The sequence below is a fragment of the Legionella tucsonensis genome (assembly GCF_001468035.1).
GTDB lineage: Bacteria > Pseudomonadota > Gammaproteobacteria > Legionellales > Legionellaceae > Legionella > Legionella tucsonensis.
On sequence record NZ_LNZA01000012.1, the window covers coordinates 121,484 to 147,449 of the forward strand.

Genomic DNA, 25,966 nt, shown 5'->3' on the forward strand with positions numbered 1-25,966 from the left:
AGTTTTTATCTCATTCTAGTAACATAGTGCTTTTACAGCATGTGTTCCTAAATCGGTAACCTGAGCTTTAGTTCCAGGATCGGCCACTACGGGAATTTGTTGCATGTTGGTTAAAGTCCAGACTAAATAGTCACCTTGTTTAAAGGTAGTGCCATTGAATTTTCCCTTTCCACTAACTATCTGAATTGAAATTGAGTTTTTTGCGCTTGAAACGGCGTGTACTTCACATAACATAGAGATGATTTGTTTATTTGTATTCGCTAAAATAACAGGTTTATTGGGATCCAGATTAATTTCAATCGGAGCAAATTCTGAAGCAAAAACAGGCGCACTGATCGAAGCCAGGAAGTAAAAAAATAATTTATTGATGGGTTGATACATAATTTTCCTTATTATTTATTTTCATTATGAATGAATCAATGATGTTTGAAAAGTTAGAAATCCCATGTTAAATTTTCGAGTGAAAATTTTGGATCAAATTTATAAAGAATGCTCAAATACTTAAAAGTTAAAAAAATCTCTTATCTGTGTTTTTTCTTACTTTTCGCTTGCAGCACACAGTTCAAGATGATGGGATGGCTCGGTCTCTAAAAAGGAAATATAAATGAAAATTATTGTAGTTGGCGGAACTGGATTAATTGGTGAAGCGGTATGTAAAGAGCTGAAACAACGTCACACAGTGATTACAGTGGGACATACTAAAGGTGATTTTCAAGTGGACATTAGAGACACCCGTTCAATTGAGTTACTTTACAAATCAATAGGTTCGTTCGATGCAGTTGTTGCTGTAACAGGTGAGGTGTGCTTTGAAACGTTAACTGCTTTTACTGAAGAACAATACACTATTGGATTGAATAGTAAATTGATGGGACAAGTCAGGCTCGTATTAATTGGCCTCAAATACATCAATAAAGGAGGTTCATTTACTTTAACAAGCGGTATTTTAAGCCATGATCCAATCCTTATGGGAACGTCTGCTTCTATGGTCAATGGGGCAATCAATTCTTTTATAAAAAGCGCAGCGATTGAATTACCGCACCATCTTCGCATCAATGCAGTAAGTCCTACAGTCATATCGGAAGCAATGAATCGGTATGCCCCTTTTTTTCGTGGTTTTGAACCGGTTCCAGTCAATCGAGTTGCTTTGGCTTATAGTAAAAGTGTCGAAGGAGCTCAAACCGGTATGGTTTATTCTGTTGAATAAAATTCCAGAATTCACGATGTGATTGTCTTTTGTGGCTATGCTGGAGCGACTTAGGTTATTGATGGTGATTTTAAAATGCAGATGAGAATATTCTGGTTTTTTTTGTTTTCCAATTTATTTGCTGCAAAAATTAATGCAGTTGTTCCTGCGGATTTAATGTTTGATAATAAACCCATAGATCCTTTGTGTTTTTTTAACCTCGAAGGAAAGACAATTGATCTGAAAAAATGTGGGCTGGAAAAAGAGAAATACGTTATCAAACGACGTAATTCTCAGCTCATGGCAAAAGGTTATATTGGTTATAATTGGCAAGATCCCCAGTTTCCAGACTCAGCTGAAGGGTACAGCTATTATAAATTTTTTAATGCTGGAGAAAACCGATATTGGCTTTATACAATTAATAGCGGCGGAGGTACTGGTGAATTCACCGCTATCCATGAAGTGAAAAGAAAAAACGCAGATACTTTAGAGATAGAAACTCTAGCAGATGGTGATCGTTGTAATGGCGGGCTGCAAGATGTGGCTGAAATCAATAACCACTTAAATTTTAGTCAGAATCTTACTGCCTATGAGCTTATTGCATTATCCAAAAAGTTAGACCCCAATGTTAAAGCGTATGATGATTTAGCGGCATGTGCCGTTTGCTGTGCTGCTAAAGCATATTATGAAGTGAGTTCAAATGCTCATCTGAAATTGAGTTATGTGGATTTAAAAACTATTGATGAGGCCAAAGAAATCCCCGATCAGGGGTTGTTGCAGTCATGTTTTAATCAATTAATCACTTCTTATATTACTGTAGGTAAAACTAAGTTAAAGCAAAATATGCTCGATGAACTTACAGCAAAATTTAATCAAACATGTAAGAAAAATTAAAGTGAATTTTATGCTACTAACCATCTTATAAAGGAGAATTATGTACTACGTACCATTGTTGCCTTTAGCTGCTCTGATTACGATTTCTAAGCAACCCTATAAGGCTCATCATTTCTAAGATGAACACTTCACTTTAGTATGTTTTCTACAATAGAAACTTTGGTGTTGATATAGAATTTATTGATTGACCGTTCTATTTTTATAATTTTACAGTATTCCCCTTAATTTTTAATTTGAGCTATGCTTATTTCAATACGCCAGTGCAATATTGTGTTCTTGTGTCATCCAGGGAGAATACAAAAATGAGTTATTTTAATGCAAAGGACCCAATATGCGAGACTCAAGGATGTCCGGAGCAAGTTAGCGTTGCGCTTATTCCACGATCAGTTGATCTTGGCAGGTTTCAAGTAGATCGCATTTTACCATCTAAGGAAAAGAGAACTGTCGGTCCGTTTGTTTTTTGGGACCAGGCAGGTCCTAGTGAACTGCTTATGGGCAATAGTATTGATATACTCCCGCACCCCCATATTGGTTTATCAACCATGACGTATTTATTTTCCGGGAAACTGGAACATCGTGATACGCTCGGCGGTCATCAAATTATTGTCCCCGGTGAGGTGAACTTGATGACTGCTGGCCGAGGGATTGTTCATTCGGAACGTACGCCGCACCAAGACCGCCTCTATCCACAGCATTTTTTTGGTATCCAATGTTGGTTAGCATTACCCCTTAACAAAGAGGAAACCAACCCTTCATTTACTCATTATGATAAAAGTGCAATTCCTATATACAATGATGATAAAAATATGAGTTTGCGCATTATTTCTGGAGAGTGGATGGGGTTAAAATCATCAGTTATTACTCAAAATGAAGCCCTTTTTGTTGAATGTAAATTGAAGACTCATGCAAAGTTGATCATTCCATCAACAGTAGAGGAACGAGCAATTCATATTCTGAATGGTAAGATAAAAATTAATGCTACTCAATATGATGCCACAACAATGCTCATTCTTAAAACAGGAATTGAAATCGAAGTAATGGCGACCTCGGATGTACATATGATTATTCTGGGGGGACCGGCTCTTGAACAAAGGCGATATCTTTGGTGGAATTTTGTAGCCAGTTCGAAAGAAAGAATTGAGCAGGCCAAATTGGACTGGAATGAAGGGAAATTTGGAAAAATACCTGGCGATGAGTACGAATTTCTCCTTTGCCAGAATAAACCGTTTATGGAGGCGTCTCAATTTAGGCTTTGTAATAGATATTCATTATAAAAGGACCTTGAAAATGAAAAAATCAGATCAGGAAACTCAATATCTCAAAGATGGCAGCATCAAAACCATATTGACAGGTTATAATCTGCTGAATAATTCCAGATTGAACAAGGGCACTGCGTTTACTAATAGCGAAAGGGATGCCTTCTCTCTACACGGTTTGTTACCACCACAAGTGAGTACTTTGCATGATCAGCAAAAACGCCGTCAAGATAGCTTGGCCGCACTGCCAACCTCTTTAGAGAAATACAGTTTCTTGCGTGATCTCCAAGATAACAATGAGACCCTTTTTTACTCGTTGATCATTAATAATATCGAGGAAATGTTGCCCATTGTTTATACTCCTGTTGTAGGGGAAGGATGTCAAAAATTCAGTGAAGTATTCCGCAAGCCTCGAGGTCTATTTCTTAGTTATCCTAACAAGAATTTGATTGATCAAATCTTTTCTCATCGACGTTATGACTTAATTAAGTGTATCGTCGTGAGTGACGGTGAACGCATTCTTGGTCTCGGTGATCAAGGGGCAGGCGGAATGGGAATCCCAATAGGTAAAATGGCACTTTATACCGCTTTGGCCGGCATTCCTCCACAATATTGTTTGCCCATTCTTCTGGATGTAGGAACAGACAATGAAGAGCGATTAGCCGATCCTCTTTATATTGGTTGGCGACACAATCGTATTCGTGGTGCAGAGTATGACGAATTTGTTGATACATTTGTATCTGCAGTTAAACGTCGTTGGCCAAATGTTCTTCTGCAATGGGAAGATTTTGCAGGTGTGAACGCAGCACGGTTGTTGGAGCGTTATCGAGATCAACTGTGCACTTTTAATGATGACATCCAGGGAACTGCTGCTATGGCGACAGGGACCCTACTATCTGCCATTAATGTGACTGGAATTCCACTGAAGGACCAAAAAATTGTTTTTCTTGGTTTTGGTGGCACGGGTTATGGAATTGCACAACTGATGCGTGGCGCGCTTAGAGATGCCGGATTAAACGATCAAGAAGCTGGTGATCGTATCTATGCTGTGGATAGATATGGGCTTCTTGTAGAAGGAAATAAGGGATTGACTGCTGCTCAGGCAACCTTTGCCCGCAAACGTTCTGAAGTGGCGGGATGGCAGGTTACCAATTCTGAGGAAATTGGATTGCTTGATGTGGTTCGTAACGTCAAACCTACAGCGCTGATTGGTGTTTCAACACAGCAAGGAGCATTTACCGAAGAAGTAGTACGCTCTATGGCGAAATACACGGAGCGACCGGTTATTTTTCCACTTTCCAATCCAACTTCTCATAGTGAAGCAATACCTAAAGATCTTCTTAATTGGACGGAAGGACGGGCTTTAATCGGAACAGGAAGCCCTTTTGATCCCGTACAATTTAATGGAAAAGAATATCATATTGATCAGACAAATAATTCATACATTTTTCCAGGTTTAGCTTTAGGTATTATTTCTTCCAAAGCGAAACGAGTTTCTGATGGAATGATTAAGGCTGCAGCACTTGCTCTTGCAGCATGCTCTCCGGCTCGGGAAAATAAATCAGCCAATCTTCTGCCCCCACTTACACAGCTTCGCTCAATTAGTCTTGCTGTTGCAAAAGCTGTAGGGAAACAGGCGATATTGGAAGATCTTGCCGGGGTTAATGAATCAGGATTTGAGGACGAGCTTGCTAACAATGTATGGGATCCAGTTTACAAGCCATACCTTCCTGCTGATTAAGTTGAGCTTAGAGCTCCTTTCAATAACTTGGCTTAAGGGATCGTTCACCTTTTTTCAAACAAAAGAGTTTTTGACAATCAATATTAAACATAAGAGAACATTTTGATCTAAATTTAGGTTATTTCCGCGTGGACGGGAATTATATTATATATAAACAATTTGATCATTAATACTCTGATTAATTGTTTATATAAGGTGACGATCTTTCTGGCTGCATGACCACGAGCCCTCTTAATTGTTTTTATCAATATTAAAAAATTAACTTAATAATCATTAAGTTAACATATTGTTAGCAAGTATAAAATACTGTGGTATTATTCTCAAAAGTGAACGAAATAGTTTCGTCTGCAGAAACTGTAGCGAATGGGGGTGTGATGATAAACTCCAAGGTAGCATTGGATTTAAAAAAGAAAGGCTCTAAAGATCTATTTTCAAATAACCGCACCTATGAAATCTCTCATGAATACCTAATGGAATTGTTGGATGTCGGCAAATTAAATGTTTGGCAGTGGGATCTGGGTACAAATGAAGTCATTGATTTTGGTTACTCAGAATCTTTATCTATTTCCAACGAAAAAAGTGAAGTAGGACATATAGATCATTTTATAACACGACTTCATCCAGAGGACCGTGAGGAAATTGCTAATACATTAGTCAACTCTTTAACTCATTTTGAAGATCATTATTCAGATTTTCGTATTCTATCTGCCAAAGGACATTATGAATGGGTATCTGCTCGAGGCCGCTATATCCGTGATGCAGAGAATAATCCAATTAAAATGATAGGTACCTGGCATTTTATTACTGAACAGAAACATAATCAGGAATTGATTAAGTTGCAACAAACGACGCTTGAGCGTATATCAAGATGTTATTTTTCAGGGGAGGCCGCATCTTCATTATCTCATGAAATTTCTCAGCCCTTATTGGCACTAAATTCTTACTTGCTAGGGAGTATTTTACGTTTACAGCAAGAGGATAAAGAAACAAATGAATTTATAAGCGTGCTCCAGAAAGCATTAGAACAAGTTGAATTGATAAGTACTATTATTAAGCGAATGAAGCGGTTTGTTACTCATGGGGAATTACATTTTGAGCGCGTTAATTTAAATTTGCTGGCAAAACAGTCAGTCATACTGTCAAAATTTTATTCCAATTTTTCTGGAACAGTTCAATATGAGTTTGATGAGGATTTAACTGAAGTTTATTTGGATCGAAATCAAATGCGGCAGGTTTTTTTAAACCTCATTAATAATGCTTTTGAAGCGATGTTCGATGCAAAAACGATGAATCCTATCTTGCTTATCAAGATAAAAAACTATGAAACGTATGTATTGGTTACTATTATTGATAATGGGCCTGGAGTTTCACAAAATGTACTCGATAATCTATTTGCTTCATGTTACAGCACCAAAGAATACGGCTTGGGTCTTGGGTTAAGCATTTGTAAAAAAATTATTGAAGCACATGGTGGGGCCATCAAAATAGAAAGAAATGCCTCGGGTGAAGGCACTGTAAGTTCTTTTAGATTACCTAATCAACTTTTGGAGTCTCGTGATGAATAAGACAATTTATATTGTTGACGATGATGAGGGCGTATTGCGTGCTTTGAAATGGCTTTTTGACTCGATGAGTTTTGAAGTTAAAACCTACTCGAATGCAGCAGATTTTTTGGAGCAGTATAATCCCAAGCATATAGGGTGTTTGATTACCGATGTTCGTATGCCTGATATAGATGGCCTTGAACTACTCGCAAAGTTAAAAGGACAAAATAGCTTACTCAAAGTAATTATTATTACCGCCTATGGTGATATACCCATGGCTGTTCGAGCGATCAAAGCAGGAGCAATTGATTTTATTACCAAACCGATAAATGAGAAAAATTTATTAAAACTGATTAAAAAATGTCTTGAATATTATCCAGATACCGCTCATTCGGTTAATAAATATGAACTTTTAACCGAAATCGAGCTGAAGGCTCTTGAAGCTATTTGGAATAAAAATTAAGTAAGTTATTTATTAGATTATCAATATCCCACGAAACTTCTGATGCAAAACTGAAGTAAATTTGTTATTTGCGATCATTAAGAAAAAATTTTGTATTCGCTTTTAAATTAAATCAATGAAAAAAAATTATCAGGTACATTTTTTAATGTACCAAAAGGAGCATTTTTACTCTTACTTAACAAAGAAATCATATTTTGTATAGTTTAGCTCTTTAATTTAATGTTTGTTTAATAAATGATCTGTATCATATGATCTATTCCCTTGTGTTGCTTGAACAGCAAAATAAGTCCGGTAATTTAGGGGGCAATATGACAATTGAGATTGATCTGAGTTTAACAAGCCAAGAGTTAATTGCACAATTAGTTGCAATAGATCCAAGCCTCACTCAGACATTTACAAACCCAACGAAAATTGATAAAAAAAATCTGTATGCTTGGCTCGAGCAAAACTCGAAAATCGCAAGCGGCAACCCAGCATTTTTTTTAATTACCTCATTACGAGCCTCTTTATTAAAAGATATCTATAAATCATTAAATCCGGGACAGATAAAAGAAGAAACTCCAAAAGGAGGAATGACTGCAAAAGCTAAATATGCGCTCTTGGCTCTTGCCGGGACGGTTTATTTCGGTTGTGAAGGGTTTGATGGTATTACCGCAATCCTGGGTGTTTTTTCTTCAATCCCAACTATTGCTTTATTTGTGGCAGGAACATTATTTTCAGTTCTTTCCATGGTTGTATTTTATAGTTTTGACTTGGTTGAAATTTCCAAAAACCTGGGTATCAAATCCACAGATACAAAAAAACTACTGGATGTTTTACTTGATGAAGTGAAACAAATACAAGCCATCCGCATGCGTCTTGCCAAAACTTCCAAGAAAACTAAGGAAGAACTCGAAGAGGATCTTCAGATTGCAACAATGTTATTGCAAAGATATAAGGACTTAGAGCAAATTCGAAACGATCTAACATCAGCTTCGAATAATCCTTATTTACAAGCGGCTAAATACATCACAGCAGGTGTTGCGGGTATTTTATTTTTTAGTGGCGGTTTTTTTGCTGGACAAACTGTAGCTTTGGCCATCGCGGGTTTATTTGTTACTAGCATGGCTGCCACGGCCTGGCCAATTATTGTTGCAGGTATTGCTGTTGGCTTAGCAGCACTAAGTGTTTATTGGTTTGTCGAACGCCCAGGGATCGAAAATCTGATTAGCCGCTGGAGAGGATTGGATAAAAAGAAAATGGATAAATTATGTAAATCGGATGTAGTTAAAAAAGAAACAGAAGAGTTGGAAGAATTAATTTCAAGCATTAATTTCAAGATTGACTTACTCGTTCAGCACGAGTCTGACCAATTAGAAATCAAGAGTCTGAAAGAGGAATTGTCTGCCTTGGAAGCAGAGAAAGAGGCTGCCCTTTTACAAGCACAGACTGGGGAAATCGAAATATCTAATTTAAAAGCAGAGTTAGAAAAGATGAAGGAACAACAAGCCAAACCAAATGTTGGGATTGCAAAACATGAAGAACACGTTGCTCCAGACACCATAAAGTTCGTTCTGCCACTGCATCGTTCTAGTGATGATAATGAATTGTCACCTCGTCAACGATACTCTCTTTTTAAATCGGCATCTACAGGGCACCTCCTTGATTTAGGGAGAAGCTCTACGTTGGATAATTCGATTTAAATGCGATGAACAAGAAGTTTATTGATTCCTGTTGCATCGCTTTTTTTAGAGTGCAGGTGTACTCAATGTATATTCTTCCTGCAAAACCTCTTCCTCCAATGAACGTTTATCCCCAGAAGTAGATAGGAATCCATTCTTTGTCAGAGCCTGCATCAGGGTATGATTTGTTGCAGGTTGTTGCCAAACCGGTATTGCAATGGGTTCCTTCCCAAGAACGACAGGTGGCTGGGGTATTGGTCTTCTTCCTGGGTTAAGTTCAAGCTCTTCTGCTTCCAGTAATTCTAGTTGTTCGGCAGTAAGTGTTTTGAGTTGACTGGCATAAATAAAGGGCAGAACCCGAAGTTTGAAAACCAAAGAAAATGCTTCGAATTTATTACTTAATTCAGTATACCCATGGTGTAATGGATTATTATATGTTGTTTGTAATTGGGATGGAGATAAGGTATCAATAGTGTTGAGATCAGTACGATAATAAATTTTCTTGTCTTGACCTAATAAAAGCAAGGGTTGTGGCTGGCGGTATTGAGAGTCAATATCAGGCATTTGTTCCAGGCCGCCATATTGTGGCTGTTCAGGCAATTTACTTCCATTAAATACATGATGTAAATCGTGCAATGAAGAAGTCATTCCTGCAAGACAGGCTTGCTTGTTAAAATAATTATTTGCAACATCAAAATCACCATCACCACTCGCTGCAACTGGAGGCTCGCTTTTATCGGGGGTTGGATCGTAAATGCGTTTAGTATAGACGGTTATTCTATTTAATTCATCATGCAAATTATTGACTAAAATGCTGCCCCAAACGCCAAAGCGTTGTGGAAGTAAGGCACGTAAATCACCCATAAATGAAACATGGCCAGCAGCAAAATGATCGGTATAATAGTGAAAGCAAAAAAACTCCACTCCCAAAGACAGAGCTTGATAGCGATGGGCTAAATCCTCTAGTGTTTCACGATCCATACCTTTAGGGGTTTGTTCGAGTATCTGGAGTAATGTATTGAAATCACTATTTTCTGATTGATAATCTGTATGAGCTAGAAATTGTTTTAACTCATAATAAATACGTGCATATTTCAATGCGATACAATGGCCTATTGTATAAACACGGACTGACCATGGAGTAAAATGCGCTATATTTCTATTTAAAATATCACTGTAGTTTTTTACTCTAAGCGCAAACATGAGTTGTTGCATGTAAGAATTTAATGTACTTGAAAACGGAATGTAATTGGCATTGTTAATCGTATAAATCGTATTAATATGACTTTGTTTTACGTTATTATTCGCTAATCGTTGATAAGAACTAATTAGTTTTTCTTCCTCGGTCGCGGTAACGGGTTTTTTAATTAAATATTTTCCCAAAGTGTTGCATGCCTCTGTGTTATCAAAAGCTTTTGGATTTTCTTTAAATTCACAAATGCTTGGCAACTTTAATGATACTTCCTTGCCGCCAAAATAATCACCAGACATGGCGATAATGACACCTGCGGATACTTTTAATCCAGTAGGTTCAGGAAGGCCAAACTCATTCATTCCTTGTAAGTGTAAATGCAAGGTGCCTTTTTCAATATCGATGTATGGATTGCCTTTTAAGACATCCCATTCTTGAAATCTCAATGCATCACCCAGTTCCGTGTGTTCACTTGTATCCATAAGCAAGCTCCATTTTTTATTTTTATTTATTGTGCCTTAAAACAAAGAGTTTCTAAATGCGATGCTTACATCAAAGAAAAAAAAGAGTAAAAAATAAATATAGAAGTGAAATATCAAATTTTCAAATGAGCCCAGTTATGCTCATTGAGAGTAGAGTGCATTTTCTGCATCTATAATTAAAATAAATTAAGCAGACAGAGATTATTATGACCGATAAAAAAATGGAGCAATCAATAGGAGTTCATCGTAATACTTTATTTTCAACTACAGATACGAGTGCAGCTTCCTCTAAAGATCGTCTCAAAGATTTTGATGCAAAAAAACAGGATGCATGGCTTGATTTCAGCAAAGCAGTGATTCATGAACTCGGTGAACGAGTGTCCTCTTTTCCAACAGTACCGCCAGAAGTTCGTAAGGACATTAATTGCCCTCAGGACATGTTGCGCTCTCAAGTCGGTTGCACTTATGCTTGGTTAGCCGATAAGCGACGTGAGATAGCCAAAGTATTGAAACAAGGGCCCCTTCGGCATCAATTTGGATTAATTAATAAAGCAGGCTTTGTATCTACAGATGATTTTAATTTATCTAGAGATTTACCAACCCAAAAAAATCTGATCTATGCACATCTAACTGATTTAATTCATCAAAGCTGGAGACACGTTGAGGTACAACGATATCCGGATAAGTCAGGCGAAGGAACAAAATACACAATTAAGATTAAAATGACCGATGATGAACGCGAGTTAGCGCACCAAAAAAACGCAGCTTCTGAGTTTCCATTTATTGAAGATGATGTGGTCCTTACGATTACTTTTAATGACTATGGCACGGACGACAGCAGAACATCTATCGTGATTGATCATCGTTTTACCCCATTTGCCGAGGATTACCGTGATAAGTCCAGTTATTTTCAGGTGCAATTTGAGTTAATCGACCCTTATTTTCAAGCGTGTTTTAATTGGGAGTCTACTCAGGATGTAAACGATTTTTTAGTTAATGCAGGAAAACTTGCATACAGTCTTGCTCGATTACAACCTGTAGGCCGAGGAAATTCAGCAATTGTTGAATGGATGGTAAGAGGTCTTGCACAAGCAAAAAATATTGAATTAGGGCCTTTTAATCATGATGAGTTGGGATGGGATTTTAAAGCGTTTTTAACTCCAGATATCAATGTGTATGCTCAATGGTTTGCTGAAAAGGCCTTTAGCAGTTATGCATTCAAAGAAAACGCAAATTTAATTACTAAGCCTTTATGAAGTTAGTTCATCCATAAGGAGTTGCTAGAAATCGTGATCTTGATCTGTCTAAAACATTCATTAGCACAATTAACCTGTTAATTATTTTATTTTTCGATTATGTACAAATTTTCGAAAATAATTAATGCTGCCTAAACGTGGTTAAAAGGATTTACTTGGGTAATTTATCCTTACATGCCGAAGCTTGGTGAAGCAATCTGGAATGCTTTGGGATATGAACAGTGCCCCGCGCTTGCATTAAACTCCCCTTTTCAAATAACTTATTTTCAAGTGTTACCCAATAACGAAACTTCTTTGGCTTACCATCAAGAAGAAATTTGGATTGTATTAAATGGAAGTGGCGTTTTAACTTACGAGGGAACTGCTCATCGACTGAATGCACACGATATTTTTTACTTTGCATCACTTAAAAAGCATCAAATACATAACCCTATGCAGATTCCACTCATAATCTGTTCTATTTATTGGGAATCGGGTACCCAAAATAATATACGATAAAATTAGAAGAAGAGAACTTTGGATGTTTCAAGGGTTGAATGAGAAGATCCTCATTCAACTGTTCTGCGAAGATCAGGGAAGTTATAATCTCTGCTATTTAAAATCATAAGTATAATATTGAGGGTACGCTTCAGGAGGATCGTTAGGAAAAATTTCCCCTGCCATATATTGTTCTTCAAATGTAGGCAATGGCAATTGTGCAGCTTGTTTTTGAAAAAAGTTATTTCTTAATAGAGTCACTTTTCGATTATAAATATTCTTAAATTCATTAATGTCTGTTTGATAACTTTCTTTCACATCCGCAATAAATTTTTCTAGTCTAAGACGTTCGGTCTCATTAAGGCGATTCTGGTAAGGTGCAAATGTATTCGTTACAGTTGCACAAAACTCACGGTAATGAGTAGTTAATTCATTGATGATCTCTTGTGCCTCCGTCTTTGTTACTACTCTATTGTCAGAGATACGTTGTTTTAATTTTTCATAGGCAGGGACTATTTCCGAATCCCATTTTTTTTCAAGCCTATCAATTAAATTTTTAAATTTTTTGAGCATTAGAACTCCTTCATTAATCAAAAAGAATCAAAATAATACATATAATTTAAATTGATCTCAACAACAATTTTTCTTTTATCCATAGTAGACTGCATATGAATAAATTGGATTATCATTTTTCTTAATTATAAGATGAGTATTTTTGCACCAACTATTTATTAAGTAATAAATGGTCTATATTCAGAGGGGACAAAAAAACAAGAAATTCTTCTAAGTAAAAAATGGAGATTTTTATCATGCAAGAGTTAATCAAGCCGGCACTTTTTAATGCCCAATTAATAAGAAGTTTAGGATGTGCTACATATCAGGGGGCTGAAGTTGGAGAATGTCTTGCTATAGCGAACCAAATAGAACCTGGTAATAAAGAAAGTTGGCATGCACGGTGGATTGCATTTGCTGATAGCAATTACTGCATGGCAGAAACTTATCGAAGTCAGGGTTTTCATTTTGATGCCAAATTGGCTTTTCTGCGCGCATGTACTTATTACCGAACAGCCTTTTTTTTCCTGGAAGATGAGCCTTCTGATCCAAGGATTGAACAAGCGCTGCAATACAGTATTCGTGCTTTTCATCAAGCACTCGAATTTTTTGAAACTCCTGTGGAACAAGTAGAAATTCCCTTTGAGGAAACAACGTTGCCTGGCTACCTTTATCTGAATAACTTTTTTTCAAATCATCCCAAACCTATTTTAATTGATACGGGCGGGGGTGATAGCACTAAGGAAGAATTATATTTTAGTTCTGCAGCTGAAGCGTTAAAGCGAGGTTTTCACTGTTTAAATTTTGAGGGTCCTGGTCAAGGCAGTATGTTGCGTTTAAATAAAATACCCTTTATCCCCGATTGGGAGCGAGTAATTGAAAAGGTTGTCGATTTTATTAGCAAGCGTCCCGAGATTGATCAAAATAAGATCTTCTTAATGGGCCGCAGCTTCGGTGGTTATCTTGCGGCTCGTGCCGTAACAAAAGAAAAGCGTATCGCAGCATGCATTGTTGACCCAGGTATATTTGATGCAAGTGGTAATCTCGAAGCTAAATTTAATTCGTTTATGACGAAGTTCCCTGATTTAAACGATGCTCCTATAGAGCAAGCCTTAGTACACCTCATGAAAACAGATGAAAATTTACGGTTTATGTTAGAAAGTCGAAAATGGCGATTTGGTGCTAAAACGATTGAAGAAATGCTCGGTAAAACTCGTGCTTACACGTTGACTGGTTTAGTCGAAAAGATTCAATGTCCCATGCTGATTTGTGATAATACTTTAGAATACATCACATTAGGTCAGGCAAAAAAGTTATATGACCAGTTACAATGCAAAAAACAATATATTCTTTTTAATGATGAAGAGGGTACTGGAGGCCATTGCCAACCACTTGCACCACGCTTATTTAGTGCAAAAATTTATGCTTGGCTCAGTGCATTATAAGTTTAAGAAAAACACTCCTATTTTCCTCTATTTGTTGTTCTTATTTTTATTGAAGTGAGGGATTTGATTTTTTCTATTGACAGCCTTCCTGCCGTATTAGGTCTTACTCAAGTTCCATTTATTGCGTGTTCATCAAACGCTTTTGCAATACTGGGGTTGCGAGCAATGTATTTCCTTTTCGTGTTAAACTTCCTAAAGAATGGTAATGTTTAAGTAAGGGGAAATGGGAAATAGAAGCTGAATATATCGGGTAAAGCCATGAGAAATGGCAGCGGCAGAATTACTCCCGTCAGGACCACACCCACCCCACACAGTCAGAAATCCAAGTTTGATTGGACGCTTTACGAATATATAAAGCTGATCCTGCGCTGTACGGATATCGAGAGCTTAATTCTGCGTAGGAAATGGCAGTTAAAAAAGCAAGAAGAGAAGCAATTAAAAATGAGAAAGAGGTAAATTTTTCAGCTCGCTGCGTTACTTTTCCAATAAGCGCATCCAGTAAGATTAATGATAGAGAGCATTTTAATGAAACAAATATTTAATTATTCCTTCAACAAATACAAACATAAAACTGATATAAAAAATAGCACCAATATATCCTAAAATAAGAAGTACCCCATCTTTTTCTATCAATCCCAGACTAAAAATAATAAGTAGTAATGCAAAGATAAAATTACTTAATGGGATGGGCAGCATCAGAAAAATAGCTAAGCAAAAAATAATGATGCCATTGATTATTTCCATCAAGCGATAGGTCATAAATACCCAGCGTGGTTTCAAAAAATATTCAATTTTAGTCAAATAAGGTACTGTAGTATGAATTATCTTGGAAATAGTCTTTTGATGAATGGTGCGTTTCGCAATGATTTTTGGTAACCACAATGTCTTTCTGGCAAATATCATTTGACATGCAAAAAGTGCTATAGGCACACTAAACACAAAAGAAACGCCAGGAACTGTAGAAAAAGGTAAGGCACTGGGTAAAGCAAAAAATAACAATACAATTCCAAATGCTCGCTCACCCAGTACTTCTAAAATATTCTGATACGTTAATTCTCCCTTTAATTCCTTACGGTTTGCGAGCTTTAAAAGAATATCAGAAGAATGTACTATTGTAGTTTTCATAAATAACTCGTAGTTGTAACCTGTTAAGCAGAACAGATTTTCCTTCTTCAATGAAGGCAAAATGAAGTATTCCCAAATTTGCATAACTGGTTCTAATGATTTTAAGTTTAAGTGTATGTTTTTTGGTTATCATTTTTTCTTTTTTATGCAGAGTGATATTGGGTGAATTTTTACTATTTGTAACATGTTTGAAAATATGATCAATATGAAAAAGACATTCTTCCAAGAATCCAGTTTTTCCCCACAAGCTCTTAAGGATCATCATAATCCTCCACTATCCATGTGTTTTCTCTGTACATTGCCAGAACCCAATTCTGGATAATTTTGCTATTATTATAGTATAATAACCTAAGGTATCTTTAAGGTATCTTTTGATACGGAGCTTAAGAATGCTTCATTTAATCAATGGATTTGAGTCCTTACATCCTGATTTTGTGAATAAATGATGCATGCACTGCGCGTTTTTTTTGCAATTATCTTTCCCAAGGCAACCCAGGTTCGTCTATCTAGAAATTTAAAAACGCTACAAAACACCATACGGTCAGATTACATTCGCTGGGTTCATGTAGAAAATATGCATATTACTTTGCAATTTATAGGAAATTTACCTCATGAGCAGTTAAATCTTCTGACTGAAAATGTGCAGACCGCTATAAAAAATATACTGCCATTTCAACTTCAATTCGGTCATTTGGAATGGTTTCCAACTCTGCTCCATCCTAAAATTCTTTCTCTATCTGTTTTACCCCAAACTGATTTAGCGATGTTGTCCAAAGTAATTGGGGACATTGCGATTGCTTTAAATGTTCCTGTTGAGACTCGTCCGTTTAGAGGACACTTGACCATGGGACGATTAATTCGATACAGGATACCCTATGAAATATTGGAAAAAATAAAGGTACCGGTTATTCCTCCAATCGTGGTTAATAAAATCCATCTCATAGAAAGCAGAACTGAAAAGGAGAGACAAAATTACTATCCCTTGGCAGAATTCAAATTATCTGGGTTATTTTGACATCTAGCCATAAATACGTAATAAATATTCTATAACAGCACGTAAACCCATGGCTTCACCGCCTTCAGGTTTTCCGGGTTTGCTTTGTTCACTCCATGCCATAATGTCAAAATGTACCCAAGAAATTTTTTTGTTAATGTATCGCTGGAGAAATAATGCCGCAATAATCGCCCCACCATAAGGATAATCACTGCAATTTGTCATATCAGCAATCGTTGAGCGTAGAAACTTCTCATAAGGTGCAAATAACGGTAAACGCCATACTGGATCAACGGCTTTATGAGATGCGTCCATTATCCCCGCTGCTAAAGATTCATCATTTGCAAAAAATGCAGACATCTCAGTCCCTACAGAAACACGTGCCGCAGAGGATAAGGTAGCAAAATCAATCAGTAGATCAGGCTCCTCTTCACATGCTTTTACCAAAACATCAGCCAAAATCAAACGTCCTTCTGCGTCAGTATTATCGATTTCTACAGTAAAACCATTCCGCATAATTAAAATATCGCCGGGTTTAAAGGCATTAGGACCAATTGCATTTTCTACAGCAGGAATAAGTAAATGCAAGCGAATAGGTAAGTTTCGCCTCATAATCCATTGAGCAAGACCTATCACGTGTGCCGCACCACCCATGTCTTTTTTCATTATCCGCATGCCATAAGGTGATTTAAGATTCAGACCCCCTGTATCAAAACAAACTCCTTTTCCTACCAGTGTGACATGAGGATTTGTTTCATCCCCCCAGGTTAAGGAGAGTAAACGTGGTTCTGATTTGGCAGCATGACCAACTGCATAAATGGCAGGAAAATTAGCATGTAATAATTCATCACCAATCCATTGTTCGAATTTTGCATGATGTTCTTCTGCTAATTGTTTCACTGTATCTGCCATTTCTTTAGGCCCCATATCACTGGCTGGTTGATTGATGAGATCACGTACTAAAAAATGAGCTTGCGCTAAATGAATTAAATTAGTGAACATTTGTTGCTCGATTACTAAGATCCGGGGAGGCACAAGAGCTTTTTTGTATTTTTCAAAACGGTATTGTGCTAATGCCCAAAACAGGGCTGTTTCCTGGGAGCAGATATCTTGAAGCTGGTAACTGTTTGCTGGTAATAATAAAGCTGCATGGGCCATCGCTAATGCTTGATTTCCATCTCCAGTGCCTACATAAGCTTTCTCGAGTAAGCCATCTGCATTATAAAGCAAGCAATACTCGCCAATTTTTCCATTAAATTGAGTTTGAATGAAATAATTACGTTCAATAGGAGTTAATAGAGTACTATGCTTCTCCCATTGTTTTTGGGAGATTAAATAAAGGGGAACAGGATGGGTACTGTCTATCGTATAAAAAAGTTCAGCTTGCATGTCATTTCCTGTTTTTAAGTAAATGGTTTTTTATATTTGATAATTAATTATTTGTTCTGGTTTGTTTTTTGTCAAAACATGACCGAAGTTGGTCTATTTCACCAAAAAAGAGAGATGCATTTATCTTGTGTAGAATGGTGGTTGGGTGTCGCAGCGGGAAATCTGATTTCGTTTGAGAGTTCTATACCGCTGCGCTGCATGAGACTATAATATATCATTGAGCAGGAGCATTTCTTTTTAAGGTTTGATAAAGCCCAACCAGTTCTGCTTCACCGATAACATGTCCCGTAATTGCATTCAAAACGATATCTCGAGTCGTGCCATCCCCAAGACTTAATACGGTATCCAGAGCATATAGTTTAAAATGATAACTATGAGCAATCCCAAAAGGGGGGCAAGGGCCTCGATATCCTAGACCACCCCAACTGTTTTTTGCATTTGCAGCGCCTGGTGGGACTGGACTTCCTGCCCCTAATTCGTTCATATTTGGCGGTATATTAAACACAATCCAATGCGTCCAGACACTACCATTAGATGAATCCGGATCATCTACAACCAGAGCAAGTGACTGAGTATTGGGTGGGATATTATGCCAGGCTAAAGGGGGAGATTGATCTACTCCGTTACACGTAAATTCATCCGGAATCATGGAATTCATTTTAAAAGCCGAACTTTCTATGGTGAATTTATTCGCAAAAGCATTGTAGTGAAACAAAGAAATCATTAAGAACAAAAATAGAGAGTATTTTTTCATTATTTTTTACCTCAGCTCATTTCATTTTAAAAATTGGATAATAAAGTATGGTATTGAAATCATCCGGAAGAAAACATATTGTAGTATTATTTTATCTGCAATGATGCATTCCATATTCTTTAAAAATAAAAATTCAGATGAAAATTTTTAATGTTGAATATAATTCCCGCCCGCCAAGTTGTGTATTTAATTTTGGTACCAAAGTAAATTATTGGGCACTCCGGTTTAAATTCGTAGGAATCCCATGTTTTGCAATGGCAAGTCTTTTTAAAGGAAATAAATGCAACAAAAAAAAGATCAATTTGAATACAGTCACAGAAACGATGTAAGTATTAATTCCACACATCAAGATCTACACGGCAAAAAAAGAAAAATCGTTTATTATTTTTGAAGGCGAGAATTTTATTTCTTTTTTGGATTCTCGTTCTCTTTTCCCAGGTCATACTTTGTTGGCGACTAATGCATATAAAACACTGTATGATGTGCCTGATTCTTTGGTATTTTTATTCACGCAAAAGATAGGGAAGGCTGTTGAAAAAGCAATGGAAGCCTCAGGAGGTTTTATTGCAATGAATAATACAATTAGTCAATGCATCCCTAATCTTCATATTCATATTGTTCCCAGGATAAACAAGATGGGCTCAAAGGTTTTTTGGGGCCGCTTACTCATTATAAAGATGAAGAATATATGCGTGAGGTGCAAGAAAAAATCAGACATCAGTTAAATAAATCCATTCTTGCTTTACAAGATCAATAGTATATTATTGATATAAATCCCAAAACTGTTCCAGTTCTGTGCTTTCATAAAATTAGGGATAACCATGCATTTTCTCTCATTAATAATACTAGGATGGCTTATCATGACTTCTAATTTATCAGCAGCAGATACCCTGCACCATGACAATGCGTATGATTATTCGTTCCACACCTTACGTGGACATGAGCCATTGCCTCTGTCTTACTTTCAGGGGAAAGTTTTAATGGTAGTCAATACGGCTTCAAAATGTGGTTTTACTCGGCAATATGCTCGCTTGGAAAAACTTTATGAAAAGTATAAAGATCGCGGTTTAATCATACTTGGAGTTCCTTCAAATGATTTCGGCAGCCAGGAGCCAGGAACCGAACAAGAAATTGCAAATTTTTGCCAAGTCAATTATGGTGTTACTTTTCCAATGGCTGCAAAAGAAGTAGTTTCAGGAAAAAATGCCCATCCCTTTTATCTTTGGGCCAGACAGGAATTAGGATTTGGCACAGCACCAAAATGGAATTTTCATAAGTACCTTATTAATCGTAAAGGTAAGCTTATTGACTATTTCTATTCAACTACTTCTCCTGAAGCGGGAAGGTTAGTTAAAATTATTGAACAAGCGCTTGAGGAAAAAGTTTAGCCTGAAGCAGTGTTTGAGTCTTCTACACATCGCTGGAAATCAGCCACAGTAGAACTGTAGGATTAAAATGCGATCATGTTTCTGAGTTCTGCTAGGTTGTACCTAGGCAACATAGTGAAAGCTATGCAGCATCATATCCACCGGCAACAGCATTATATACTTGTACAATGCTATCGAGTAATTGAGCTTTTTCTTGGATTAAACTCAACTTACTTCGATCACGATTTATTTTGGCATTGATTACACTGCGATAATCTTTTGCTCCAGCTTTATATTGAGCTAATGCAATATCATATGCTTTTTGTGCTGCTAAATATGCTTTTTGAGTTTGCAAATACGATAAGTTGTTTTTCTGTTCATTTGTAAGGGAATCATCTACATCTGCGAATACAGAATGAAGTGTGTTCAGATAGTCATAGTAGAGTGCTTTGAATCCGGCCTTAGCGGATTTGATATTTTGATAGGAACTGGCATTGAAAATTTTTGTCGAAGCAGCAGCTTGTGCAACCCAAATATTAGTGCTTAATTTTAAAAGATTAGTTAAATCTACAGAAGCCCCTCCAACCAAACCAGTCAAGTCAATCGTAGGGAAAAAAGCTGAATAAGCCACTCCAACCTGGGCCTGAGCCATTTTCAGGTTATTTAAGGAAATCATGATGTCAGGACGATTTTTTAAAACCGATGAAGGTAACGATTTAGGAATTAGATGATTTAAGTTTAATGAAAGTAAGGTACGATGCGTAGTAATAGGCCCAGGATTTTGATTCAATAAGAGGTGAATGGTATTTTCACTTTGCGCAACGACACTTTCAATTTGGGGAATCCTTGCTTCTTCTTGAGCAATCTGTTGATCCACATTGGTTATTGTTGCGATATCATTGGCACCTTTTTGGAATCGAATCTGTTCAAGTTGACGTAGTTTCCGTAAGTCACTGGTTAGGGCTTTCTCTACTGCCAATTGTTCTCGTTGGCTTAAGAGCATAAAGTAAGCTCCGCTCATTTGACTAATAATCCCTAATTTTATTGACTGAGTTTGAGCTTGCTCTATGGCTAAAGAAGCTTTGGCTGCTTTAACATTATTAATATTATTTAAGATGTTAAATGTGTATCCTGGAACAAATCCAGCATAATATCCTCTAAACTTCGGATTGGAAGAGTTTGAAAAGAAAGGATTATTCGCCAATTGTCCTCTTGGAGTAATATGTGTATTCCAGGCGCTGCCTGTAAAGCCGTTAGCCGTTGCATTAAGAGTTGGGATCCAGGCATATTGAGCTGCTTTAAGTTGACCTTGTGCTTGCTCAATTGTTGCATAGGAACTTCTAATCGAATCATTACAGACGAGAGCCTGGGAAATAAGCTTGTTAAGTTCCGGATCCTTTAGTTTTTTCCACCATGCGACACGACTTAAATTGGCCTTATTATTGATATATTGAACTCCACTGCGCGTACTTTTAGGATAATTCACTTTTTCATGAATAATACAATTTTTGCAGCATCCTCCAAGCAATATGGCAAATAGATTGAGCAAGATAATTTTTAGTTTCATAATTTAACCATTTTTGTTGAATTCTACTATTTTGGCTCACTCTAGCGAATTCAGTAGATCCTAGTCGAGCTTTGTTCTAAATATTTTCCCCGTCAAAATAATCAAAATAAAGGCAATTAATAAAATAGGTAAAATATTAGGAACAATTTGGCTAAATGTATTGCCCTTAAGTAATATCCCACGAGCAATCCGAGTAAAATAGGTCATTGGCAGACAATATCCCAAGAACTGTGCCCACGTAGGCATGCCATAGAAAGAAAAAATATAACCTGATAAAAACATTGAAGGTAGTTGAAAAAAGACACTAAGTTGCATTGCTTGCATAGGCAAACGTGCGATTGTAGAGAAAATCATGCCTACCATTAAATTAGCAATAAGAAACGGTGCTACGGCTATATAAAGCAACAAAATACTTCCTTCAGTAGGAATATGAATCAGAACCTTACCAAAAATTAAAATACTTGTAAGTTGCAAATAACCTAAAACAATGTAGGGGATCACTTTACCGAGAATGATTTCTAGAGGCTTTAACGGAGTACTTAACAGCATTTCCATGGTGCCTGTTTCTTTTTCAGAGGTGATAGCAGTCGAGGTCAGCATTACCAAAGTTAGAGTAAGCAATACTCCAATTAAGCCAGGAACAATATTATAAGCGCTTATGTTTGATTCGTTATAAAGTCTGTGGATAGTGAGATCGACACTGCTCTTTGTAGGTGTTGTGGATGAGAAACCTAAACCTTGTTGATTAAACCTATCCAGAGTTTGATTCAGTATGGGCAGAGCATTGCTGAGCGCACTGGCACTACTTCCTGGATCAGAACCATCGATTTCAATCAGTAATTGGGGGTTCTCATTACGGATATACTTACGTGTAAAATTTGGAGGGATGGTAAACGCAAAGCTGATTTTTCCATTTGCAAAATCTTCATTCTTCTTATTTTCATCAAATCCTTCATGAATGACCTTAAAGTATCCTGAAGCTTCAAGTGAGCTGACATAGCTTCGAGTTAATGGCGAATTATCATAACTAATAATGGTAGTAGGTAGATGTTTTGGATCGAATTCAATTGCAAAGCCGAAAAGGATAAGTAACATGATTGGTAAGATAACAAGCATCGCGATTGTACCTCGATCACGAATGACAAGAATAAATTCTTTACGTATTAAACCAGCAAGACGGGTTAGAGATATTCCTTGTAATAGATTTTTATAGTTCATCGCATTAATCCGATAAAAACCTCCTCAAAAGAAGGAGTGACTTCTTTATTTGAACGATCACTGTTTTCTTGAATCACTTGCTCTAGCAATTGATGATCACGTGATGAAATGCGCAATTCATTATTTACAATTGAAGCCAATAATTTTGGATGTGCATCATGTATTTTTTCCATTAATGAATTTTGCTTTTTTCTATCGACTTCCAATACATACGCTTTGACTTTTGATTGAGGAATTAAATCTTTTGTGCTGCCTGTATACAATAGTTTCCCTAGATTAATATATGCTAAATCAGTACACTTTTCCGCTTCATCCATATAATGGGTAGTTACTAAAATTGTGGTGCCATCACGAGAGGAAATTTTATGTAAATAATCCCAAAATTCTTTACGTGCCTTGGGATCAACACCTGCGGTCGGCTCATCCAAGAATAATAATTTCGGTTTATGAAGTAGACTGCATGCCAAGGCCAAACGTTGTTTCCATCCTCCTGATAAATTGCCTGCTTGTACTTTTCGATAGTTCTCTAATTCAAGATCTTTTATGATATTTTCTATTGCTTGAGCTGGATTTTTTACCTGAAAAATATCAGCAGTAAAGCGCAGATTTTCATAAACGGTTAATCCCGTATAAAAACTGAATTTCTGCGGCATATAGCCTATATGTTTTTTTATCTCGTCGCTTTGAGTTTGAATATCATATCCCAGACAATTCCCTTCTCCATCTGTAGGAGTTAAAAGACCACAAATCATTCGAATGGTGGTAGTCTTGCCACTACCATTTGAACCAAGAAAGCCGAATATGGAGCCTTTCTCTACTTGTAGGCTAATGTGATCGACTGCGACTTTTTCATCAAATTTTTTTGTTAGTCTTTTAACATCAATTGCAAAATCACTCATCAACTAATTCCAAAGTGACAGGTTGCCCAAGATGAATTTTTTCGAGATCGGGCGAATCAATTTTTGCTTCGATTCGGAATACAAGACGTTGACGTTCTTCACGGGAATAAATGATAGGAGGAGTAAATTCAGCAATATTTGAAATATAGAAAATATGTCCCATAGCAAAATTTTCATTATTATCGGTCTTAATCTTAACGTGTTCGTTAAGGCGTAATTTAGAAAGTTCTTTCTCGGGAACAAAAAATACAGCTTTAATATTATTTTTGGTAATCAATGAAAGAACAGGGGCACCTGCTTGGACAAACTCACCTTGTTTATGGTAAGTATCAAATATAACTCCTCGTTCTGGTGCGAAGTTTTCTTTGCGCGTCATCTGCCATTTTTTATCTTTTGTTTCAATCTGATTGCTTTGAATTTTAACATCGATGTCAGTTAGTTGATCTTTTGAAACCTTTAAATCTCTTTGAGCTGCGTCCAGATCATTTTGGCTTGCTGCATTTTGTTTTCGCATTCCCTGGATACGACGATAATTGATTTCATTGTAGTTGAGTTGGGTCAAAATTTGTTGGCGCTGAGCAAGCAGATTTTGTTTGGTGAGCTTACTCATTTGTACATTATAAAGTTCGCTGGTTTGTTCGAGTTTAAATAAGAATTGATCGCTTTTGACTAACTGCCCCTTTAATACAGCTAAATCAGTCAGACGCCCACCAAAATCCGAAGACAAATAGACGAGATCTGTATCAACATATCCACTAAAAGACCTATTTTCTTTTTCGCAGGCTGCGAGCAGTAAAATAGTCAACCAAACGATCACCAACTTATGCATTTCAAACCCATCCTGAGCTTTATTATTTTACTGTGGAACAACAGCAGATATGTAATTAACTTATGTATATTAAGCTCAAGAATCCTGTGTGTCAAAAGAGTTGTTCTCTTGAGATCTATTCAATGAGTATTCTTAACGAGGCAAATACTTTTCCTATACAATTGCAAAGATACTATTTGACCGTGGCTGAGTAAGATGTTAAACAACAATCCAGTATCGGTGTTTCAAAACAAAGGAGTATCTAATGAATTTTAAATCGTTTTTTTGTGTCACAATTGCTGCCTCCTCTTTATTGGCTCAATCTGTTTTTGCTGAGCAAAAAACTGTTACTTATAAAAATGAAAGGGGATCAATTTTAGAACTCAATATCTTGCCAGATAATAAAATTGAAGGTTATTTCACCACTGCTGTTGCCTCTAAAACGTGCCCACAAGCAATAAATCAAAAAAGACCGATTACCGGCTATGTGGTAGGCAATGCATTATCTTTTAGCGTGGTTTATCCAATATGTGAGTCTGTATTGAGTATTAGTGGGAATTTTAATAAAAATCAAAAAGCAATTGATACCTTTTCCATCCTCAATAAGCAGGCAAGCGACATTACTCATGAAGGACCAGGAGCTCGTTTTATTGGCCATGATTCCTATAAAAAAATGGGATAAATTATAGAATATAAAATAGCCTGGGCATAGTTTGCATTTGCTTAGGCTTTGCATGAAGATTTAATCAAGACATTCTTCCCCTCTATTTGGCGAAGGAGTCCCATATGCTTTTTGAGAAAGTTACATCACAAGCATATTTATTTGTCGAATCAGGATAAATACCTATAATTTATCAAAACAAAGCTACTCAGCATGTAAATGAAATAGTTTATGAAAATACATTGAAAGTAAAAACTACGCCAGCCTAACACAACGAAATATGTCTTGTAACCCGAGAAAGATCTTTTCTTTTGTCTGTGTGATTCCTATTACTAATAGAACCTGGGCACTGTAATAGAGCAACATAATTAAAACAGCTATGGGTCTATTATGCGATAAAATAAATAAGTCTAATGACAAAACAAAGTCAGAGAGTAAAAAAAGGCAGGCTCCAGTTCGCAGCAATAGTGATTGTTGTTTGACTTGGAAGGAGCAAAATACCATTAAGGTCAGCAGGCATAAATAAACCGCTACCGGTATTTTCATTTCTCCCAGATAGGGGGATAAAAAGTAAAAGCTTATGAGGACAAATAATAAGACGGGTAAAAAGGCAAGCAAATTCTTTCTTTGAAACTGTAGGTTCTTTAAAAATAAACTGATATAGCTGCAATGTGTTGCCATAAACGCCAAAATCCCTATTTGCAATGCCGTTTTTATGGGAAGAGTCAAAAAGACATCACCAATGAGTGAAAATCCTAAGGCAAGAAATAATAGGCGTTTTATGTGCTTGTTTGGATTGACTTGAAAGACAAATAGTATCAACAAAACAATGGGAATGGGTTTGAGCAACGTGGTCAAAGGGTACTGAATAAAGGAAAGTAACAAAAGATAAAGTACAATGCTGAGTAAAACGAAAGGCATGGTTATTTTGAATGGCTGTCCTGGCATTAGAATTTCCCTGATTGTTCAATGATCTTAATAACCACGAGTATACACTTTCTTTGCTCTGTTCCTTTAATTTTTTGTCTATTTAGTTAA

General features: G+C 36.7%; 25 protein-coding genes and 1 pseudogene. 15 read left to right on the top strand and 11 right to left on the bottom strand.

The features are described 5' to 3' along the window. Positions 1–15: 15 nt before the first annotated feature. Positions 16–381, bottom strand: coding sequence for a hypothetical protein (locus tag Ltuc_RS14540; protein WP_058522080.1), 366 nt, complete (start codon positions 379–381; stop codon positions 16–18). 223 nt (positions 382–604) lie between these two features. Here Ltuc_RS14540 and Ltuc_RS14545 point away from each other — a divergent pair, with 223 nt between their 5' ends. The 7 genes from Ltuc_RS14545 to Ltuc_RS14575 all read left to right on the top strand — a co-directional run bounded on the left by Ltuc_RS14545 (position 605) and on the right by Ltuc_RS14575 (position 8,763). After that, entirely contained in the window at positions 605–1,204 is a 600-nt protein-coding gene (locus tag Ltuc_RS14545; protein WP_058522081.1) for a short chain dehydrogenase, read from the top strand. Between the two features lie 75 nt (positions 1,205–1,279). Next, entirely contained in the window at positions 1,280–2,077 is a 798-nt protein-coding gene (locus tag Ltuc_RS14550) for a hypothetical protein (protein ID WP_058522082.1), read from the top strand. A gap of 302 nt (positions 2,078–2,379) precedes the next feature. Further along, on the top strand, positions 2,380–3,351 hold the full coding sequence (locus Ltuc_RS14555; protein WP_133138322.1) for a pirin family protein: 972 nt from the start codon (positions 2,380–2,382) through the stop codon (positions 3,349–3,351). Positions 3,352–3,364: 13 nt separating this feature from the next. Further along, positions 3,365–5,074 carry an NAD-dependent malic enzyme gene (locus Ltuc_RS14560; protein ID WP_058522083.1) on the top strand — a complete coding sequence of 570 codons (1,710 nt, stop codon included), beginning with the start codon at positions 3,365–3,367 and terminating at the stop codon, positions 5,072–5,074. A 374-nt stretch (positions 5,075–5,448) separates the two neighbouring features. Next, positions 5,449–6,639: a sensor histidine kinase gene (locus tag Ltuc_RS14565; RefSeq protein WP_058522084.1), complete on the top strand. Its 1,191-nt coding sequence runs from the start codon at positions 5,449–5,451 to the stop codon at positions 6,637–6,639. Then, positions 6,632–7,081, top strand: a complete 450-nt coding sequence (locus Ltuc_RS14570; RefSeq protein WP_058522085.1) for a response regulator transcription factor — start codon at positions 6,632–6,634, stop codon at positions 7,079–7,081. The genes Ltuc_RS14565 and Ltuc_RS14570 overlap by 8 nt, the downstream gene beginning before the upstream one ends. A 308-nt stretch (positions 7,082–7,389) precedes the next feature. Beyond that, positions 7,390–8,763 carry an AAA family ATPase gene (locus tag Ltuc_RS14575; RefSeq protein WP_083498127.1) on the top strand — a complete coding sequence of 458 codons (1,374 nt, stop codon included), beginning with the start codon at positions 7,390–7,392 and terminating at the stop codon, positions 8,761–8,763. Between the two features lie 45 nt (positions 8,764–8,808). On the opposite strand, the gene Ltuc_RS14580 is transcribed toward Ltuc_RS14575, so the two are convergent. Beyond that, complete coding sequence (locus Ltuc_RS14580; protein WP_058522087.1) at positions 8,809–10,416, bottom strand: hypothetical protein; 1,608 nt, start codon at positions 10,414–10,416, stop codon at positions 8,809–8,811. Between the two features lie 206 nt (positions 10,417–10,622). On the opposite strand from Ltuc_RS14580, the gene Ltuc_RS14585 reads away from it, so the two are divergent. Both Ltuc_RS14585 and Ltuc_RS14590 read left to right on the top strand, forming a co-directional pair. Further along, a complete protein-coding gene (locus Ltuc_RS14585; protein ID WP_058522088.1) occupies positions 10,623–11,672 on the top strand; it encodes a hypothetical protein in 1,050 nt (349 codons plus the stop codon). A gap of 174 nt (positions 11,673–11,846) precedes the next feature. Next, entirely contained in the window at positions 11,847–12,170 is a 324-nt protein-coding gene (locus Ltuc_RS14590) for a cupin domain-containing protein (RefSeq protein WP_058522089.1), read from the top strand. Positions 12,171–12,263: 93 nt separating this feature from the next. Here the strand turns inward: Ltuc_RS14590 and Ltuc_RS14595 are convergent, their stop codons facing one another. Beyond that, a complete protein-coding gene (locus Ltuc_RS14595; RefSeq protein WP_058522090.1) occupies positions 12,264–12,722 on the bottom strand; it encodes a hypothetical protein in 459 nt (152 codons plus the stop codon). A 236-nt stretch (positions 12,723–12,958) separates the two neighbouring features. Between Ltuc_RS14595 and Ltuc_RS14600 the strand changes: the two genes are divergently transcribed. Then, a complete protein-coding gene (locus Ltuc_RS14600) occupies positions 12,959–14,146 on the top strand; it encodes an alpha/beta hydrolase family protein (RefSeq protein ID WP_058522091.1) in 1,188 nt (395 codons plus the stop codon). A 39-nt stretch (positions 14,147–14,185) separates the two neighbouring features. Beyond that, a pseudogene (locus Ltuc_RS15190) lies at positions 14,186–14,359 on the top strand (TerC family protein); the annotation flags it as partial. 309 nt (positions 14,360–14,668) lie between these two features. Here the strand turns inward: Ltuc_RS15190 and Ltuc_RS14605 are convergent. Continuing rightward, a complete protein-coding gene (locus Ltuc_RS14605; RefSeq protein WP_058522092.1) occupies positions 14,669–15,271 on the bottom strand; it encodes an exopolysaccharide biosynthesis protein in 603 nt (200 codons plus the stop codon). A gap of 442 nt (positions 15,272–15,713) precedes the next feature. On the opposite strand from Ltuc_RS14605, the gene thpR reads away from it, so the two are divergent. Beyond that, positions 15,714–16,286, top strand: coding sequence for an RNA 2',3'-cyclic phosphodiesterase (thpR, locus tag Ltuc_RS14615; RefSeq protein ID WP_238584165.1), 573 nt, complete (start codon positions 15,714–15,716; stop codon positions 16,284–16,286). 3 nt (positions 16,287–16,289) lie between these two features. Here thpR and Ltuc_RS14620 read toward each other — a convergent pair whose 3' ends face one another. Together Ltuc_RS14620 and Ltuc_RS14625 are read right to left on the bottom strand one after the other, a co-directional pair. After that, positions 16,290–17,654, bottom strand: a complete 1,365-nt coding sequence (locus Ltuc_RS14620; protein ID WP_058522094.1) for a leucyl aminopeptidase family protein — start codon at positions 17,652–17,654, stop codon at positions 16,290–16,292. Positions 17,655–17,868: 214 nt separating this feature from the next. Beyond that, positions 17,869–18,408, bottom strand: coding sequence for a YbhB/YbcL family Raf kinase inhibitor-like protein (locus Ltuc_RS14625; protein ID WP_058522095.1), 540 nt, complete (start codon positions 18,406–18,408; stop codon positions 17,869–17,871). Between the two features lie 413 nt (positions 18,409–18,821). Between Ltuc_RS14625 and Ltuc_RS14630 the strand changes: the two genes are divergently transcribed. Beyond that, positions 18,822–19,133: an HIT family protein gene (locus tag Ltuc_RS14630; protein ID WP_238584166.1), complete on the top strand. Its 312-nt coding sequence runs from the start codon at positions 18,822–18,824 to the stop codon at positions 19,131–19,133. A gap of 135 nt (positions 19,134–19,268) precedes the next feature. Continuing rightward, positions 19,269–19,796, top strand: coding sequence for a glutathione peroxidase (locus Ltuc_RS14635; RefSeq protein ID WP_058522096.1), 528 nt, complete (start codon positions 19,269–19,271; stop codon positions 19,794–19,796). 121 nt (positions 19,797–19,917) lie between these two features. Here the strand turns inward: Ltuc_RS14635 and Ltuc_RS14640 are convergent, their stop codons facing one another. From Ltuc_RS14640 to Ltuc_RS14655, 4 genes are read right to left on the bottom strand one after another with little or no spacing between them, the layout of a single operon-like run. Further along, complete coding sequence (locus Ltuc_RS14640; RefSeq protein ID WP_193786872.1) at positions 19,918–21,342, bottom strand: TolC family protein; 1,425 nt, start codon at positions 21,340–21,342, stop codon at positions 19,918–19,920. A gap of 60 nt (positions 21,343–21,402) precedes the next feature. Then, positions 21,403–22,560: an ABC transporter permease gene (locus Ltuc_RS14645; protein WP_058522098.1), complete on the bottom strand. Its 1,158-nt coding sequence runs from the start codon at positions 22,558–22,560 to the stop codon at positions 21,403–21,405. Then, positions 22,557–23,459, bottom strand: coding sequence for an ABC transporter ATP-binding protein (locus Ltuc_RS14650; RefSeq protein ID WP_058522099.1), 903 nt, complete (start codon positions 23,457–23,459; stop codon positions 22,557–22,559). Before Ltuc_RS14650 ends, Ltuc_RS14645 begins: the two co-directional genes overlap by 4 nt. Then, positions 23,452–24,288, bottom strand: a complete 837-nt coding sequence (locus tag Ltuc_RS14655; protein WP_058522100.1) for an HlyD family secretion protein — start codon at positions 24,286–24,288, stop codon at positions 23,452–23,454. Before Ltuc_RS14655 ends, Ltuc_RS14650 begins: the two co-directional genes overlap by 8 nt. Positions 24,289–24,532: 244 nt before the next feature. Between Ltuc_RS14655 and Ltuc_RS15195 the strand changes: the two genes are divergently transcribed. After that, positions 24,533–24,949, top strand: a complete 417-nt coding sequence (locus Ltuc_RS15195) for an avidin/streptavidin family protein (protein ID WP_083498124.1) — start codon at positions 24,533–24,535, stop codon at positions 24,947–24,949. Positions 24,950–25,183: 234 nt separating this feature from the next. On the opposite strand, the gene Ltuc_RS14665 is transcribed toward Ltuc_RS15195, so the two are convergent. Further along, the gene (locus Ltuc_RS14665; protein ID WP_058522101.1) at positions 25,184–25,876 is read right to left on the bottom strand and encodes a lysoplasmalogenase; all 693 of its coding nucleotides are present in this window, start codon (positions 25,874–25,876) and stop codon (positions 25,184–25,186) included. Between the last annotated feature and the right edge of the window lie 90 nt (positions 25,877–25,966).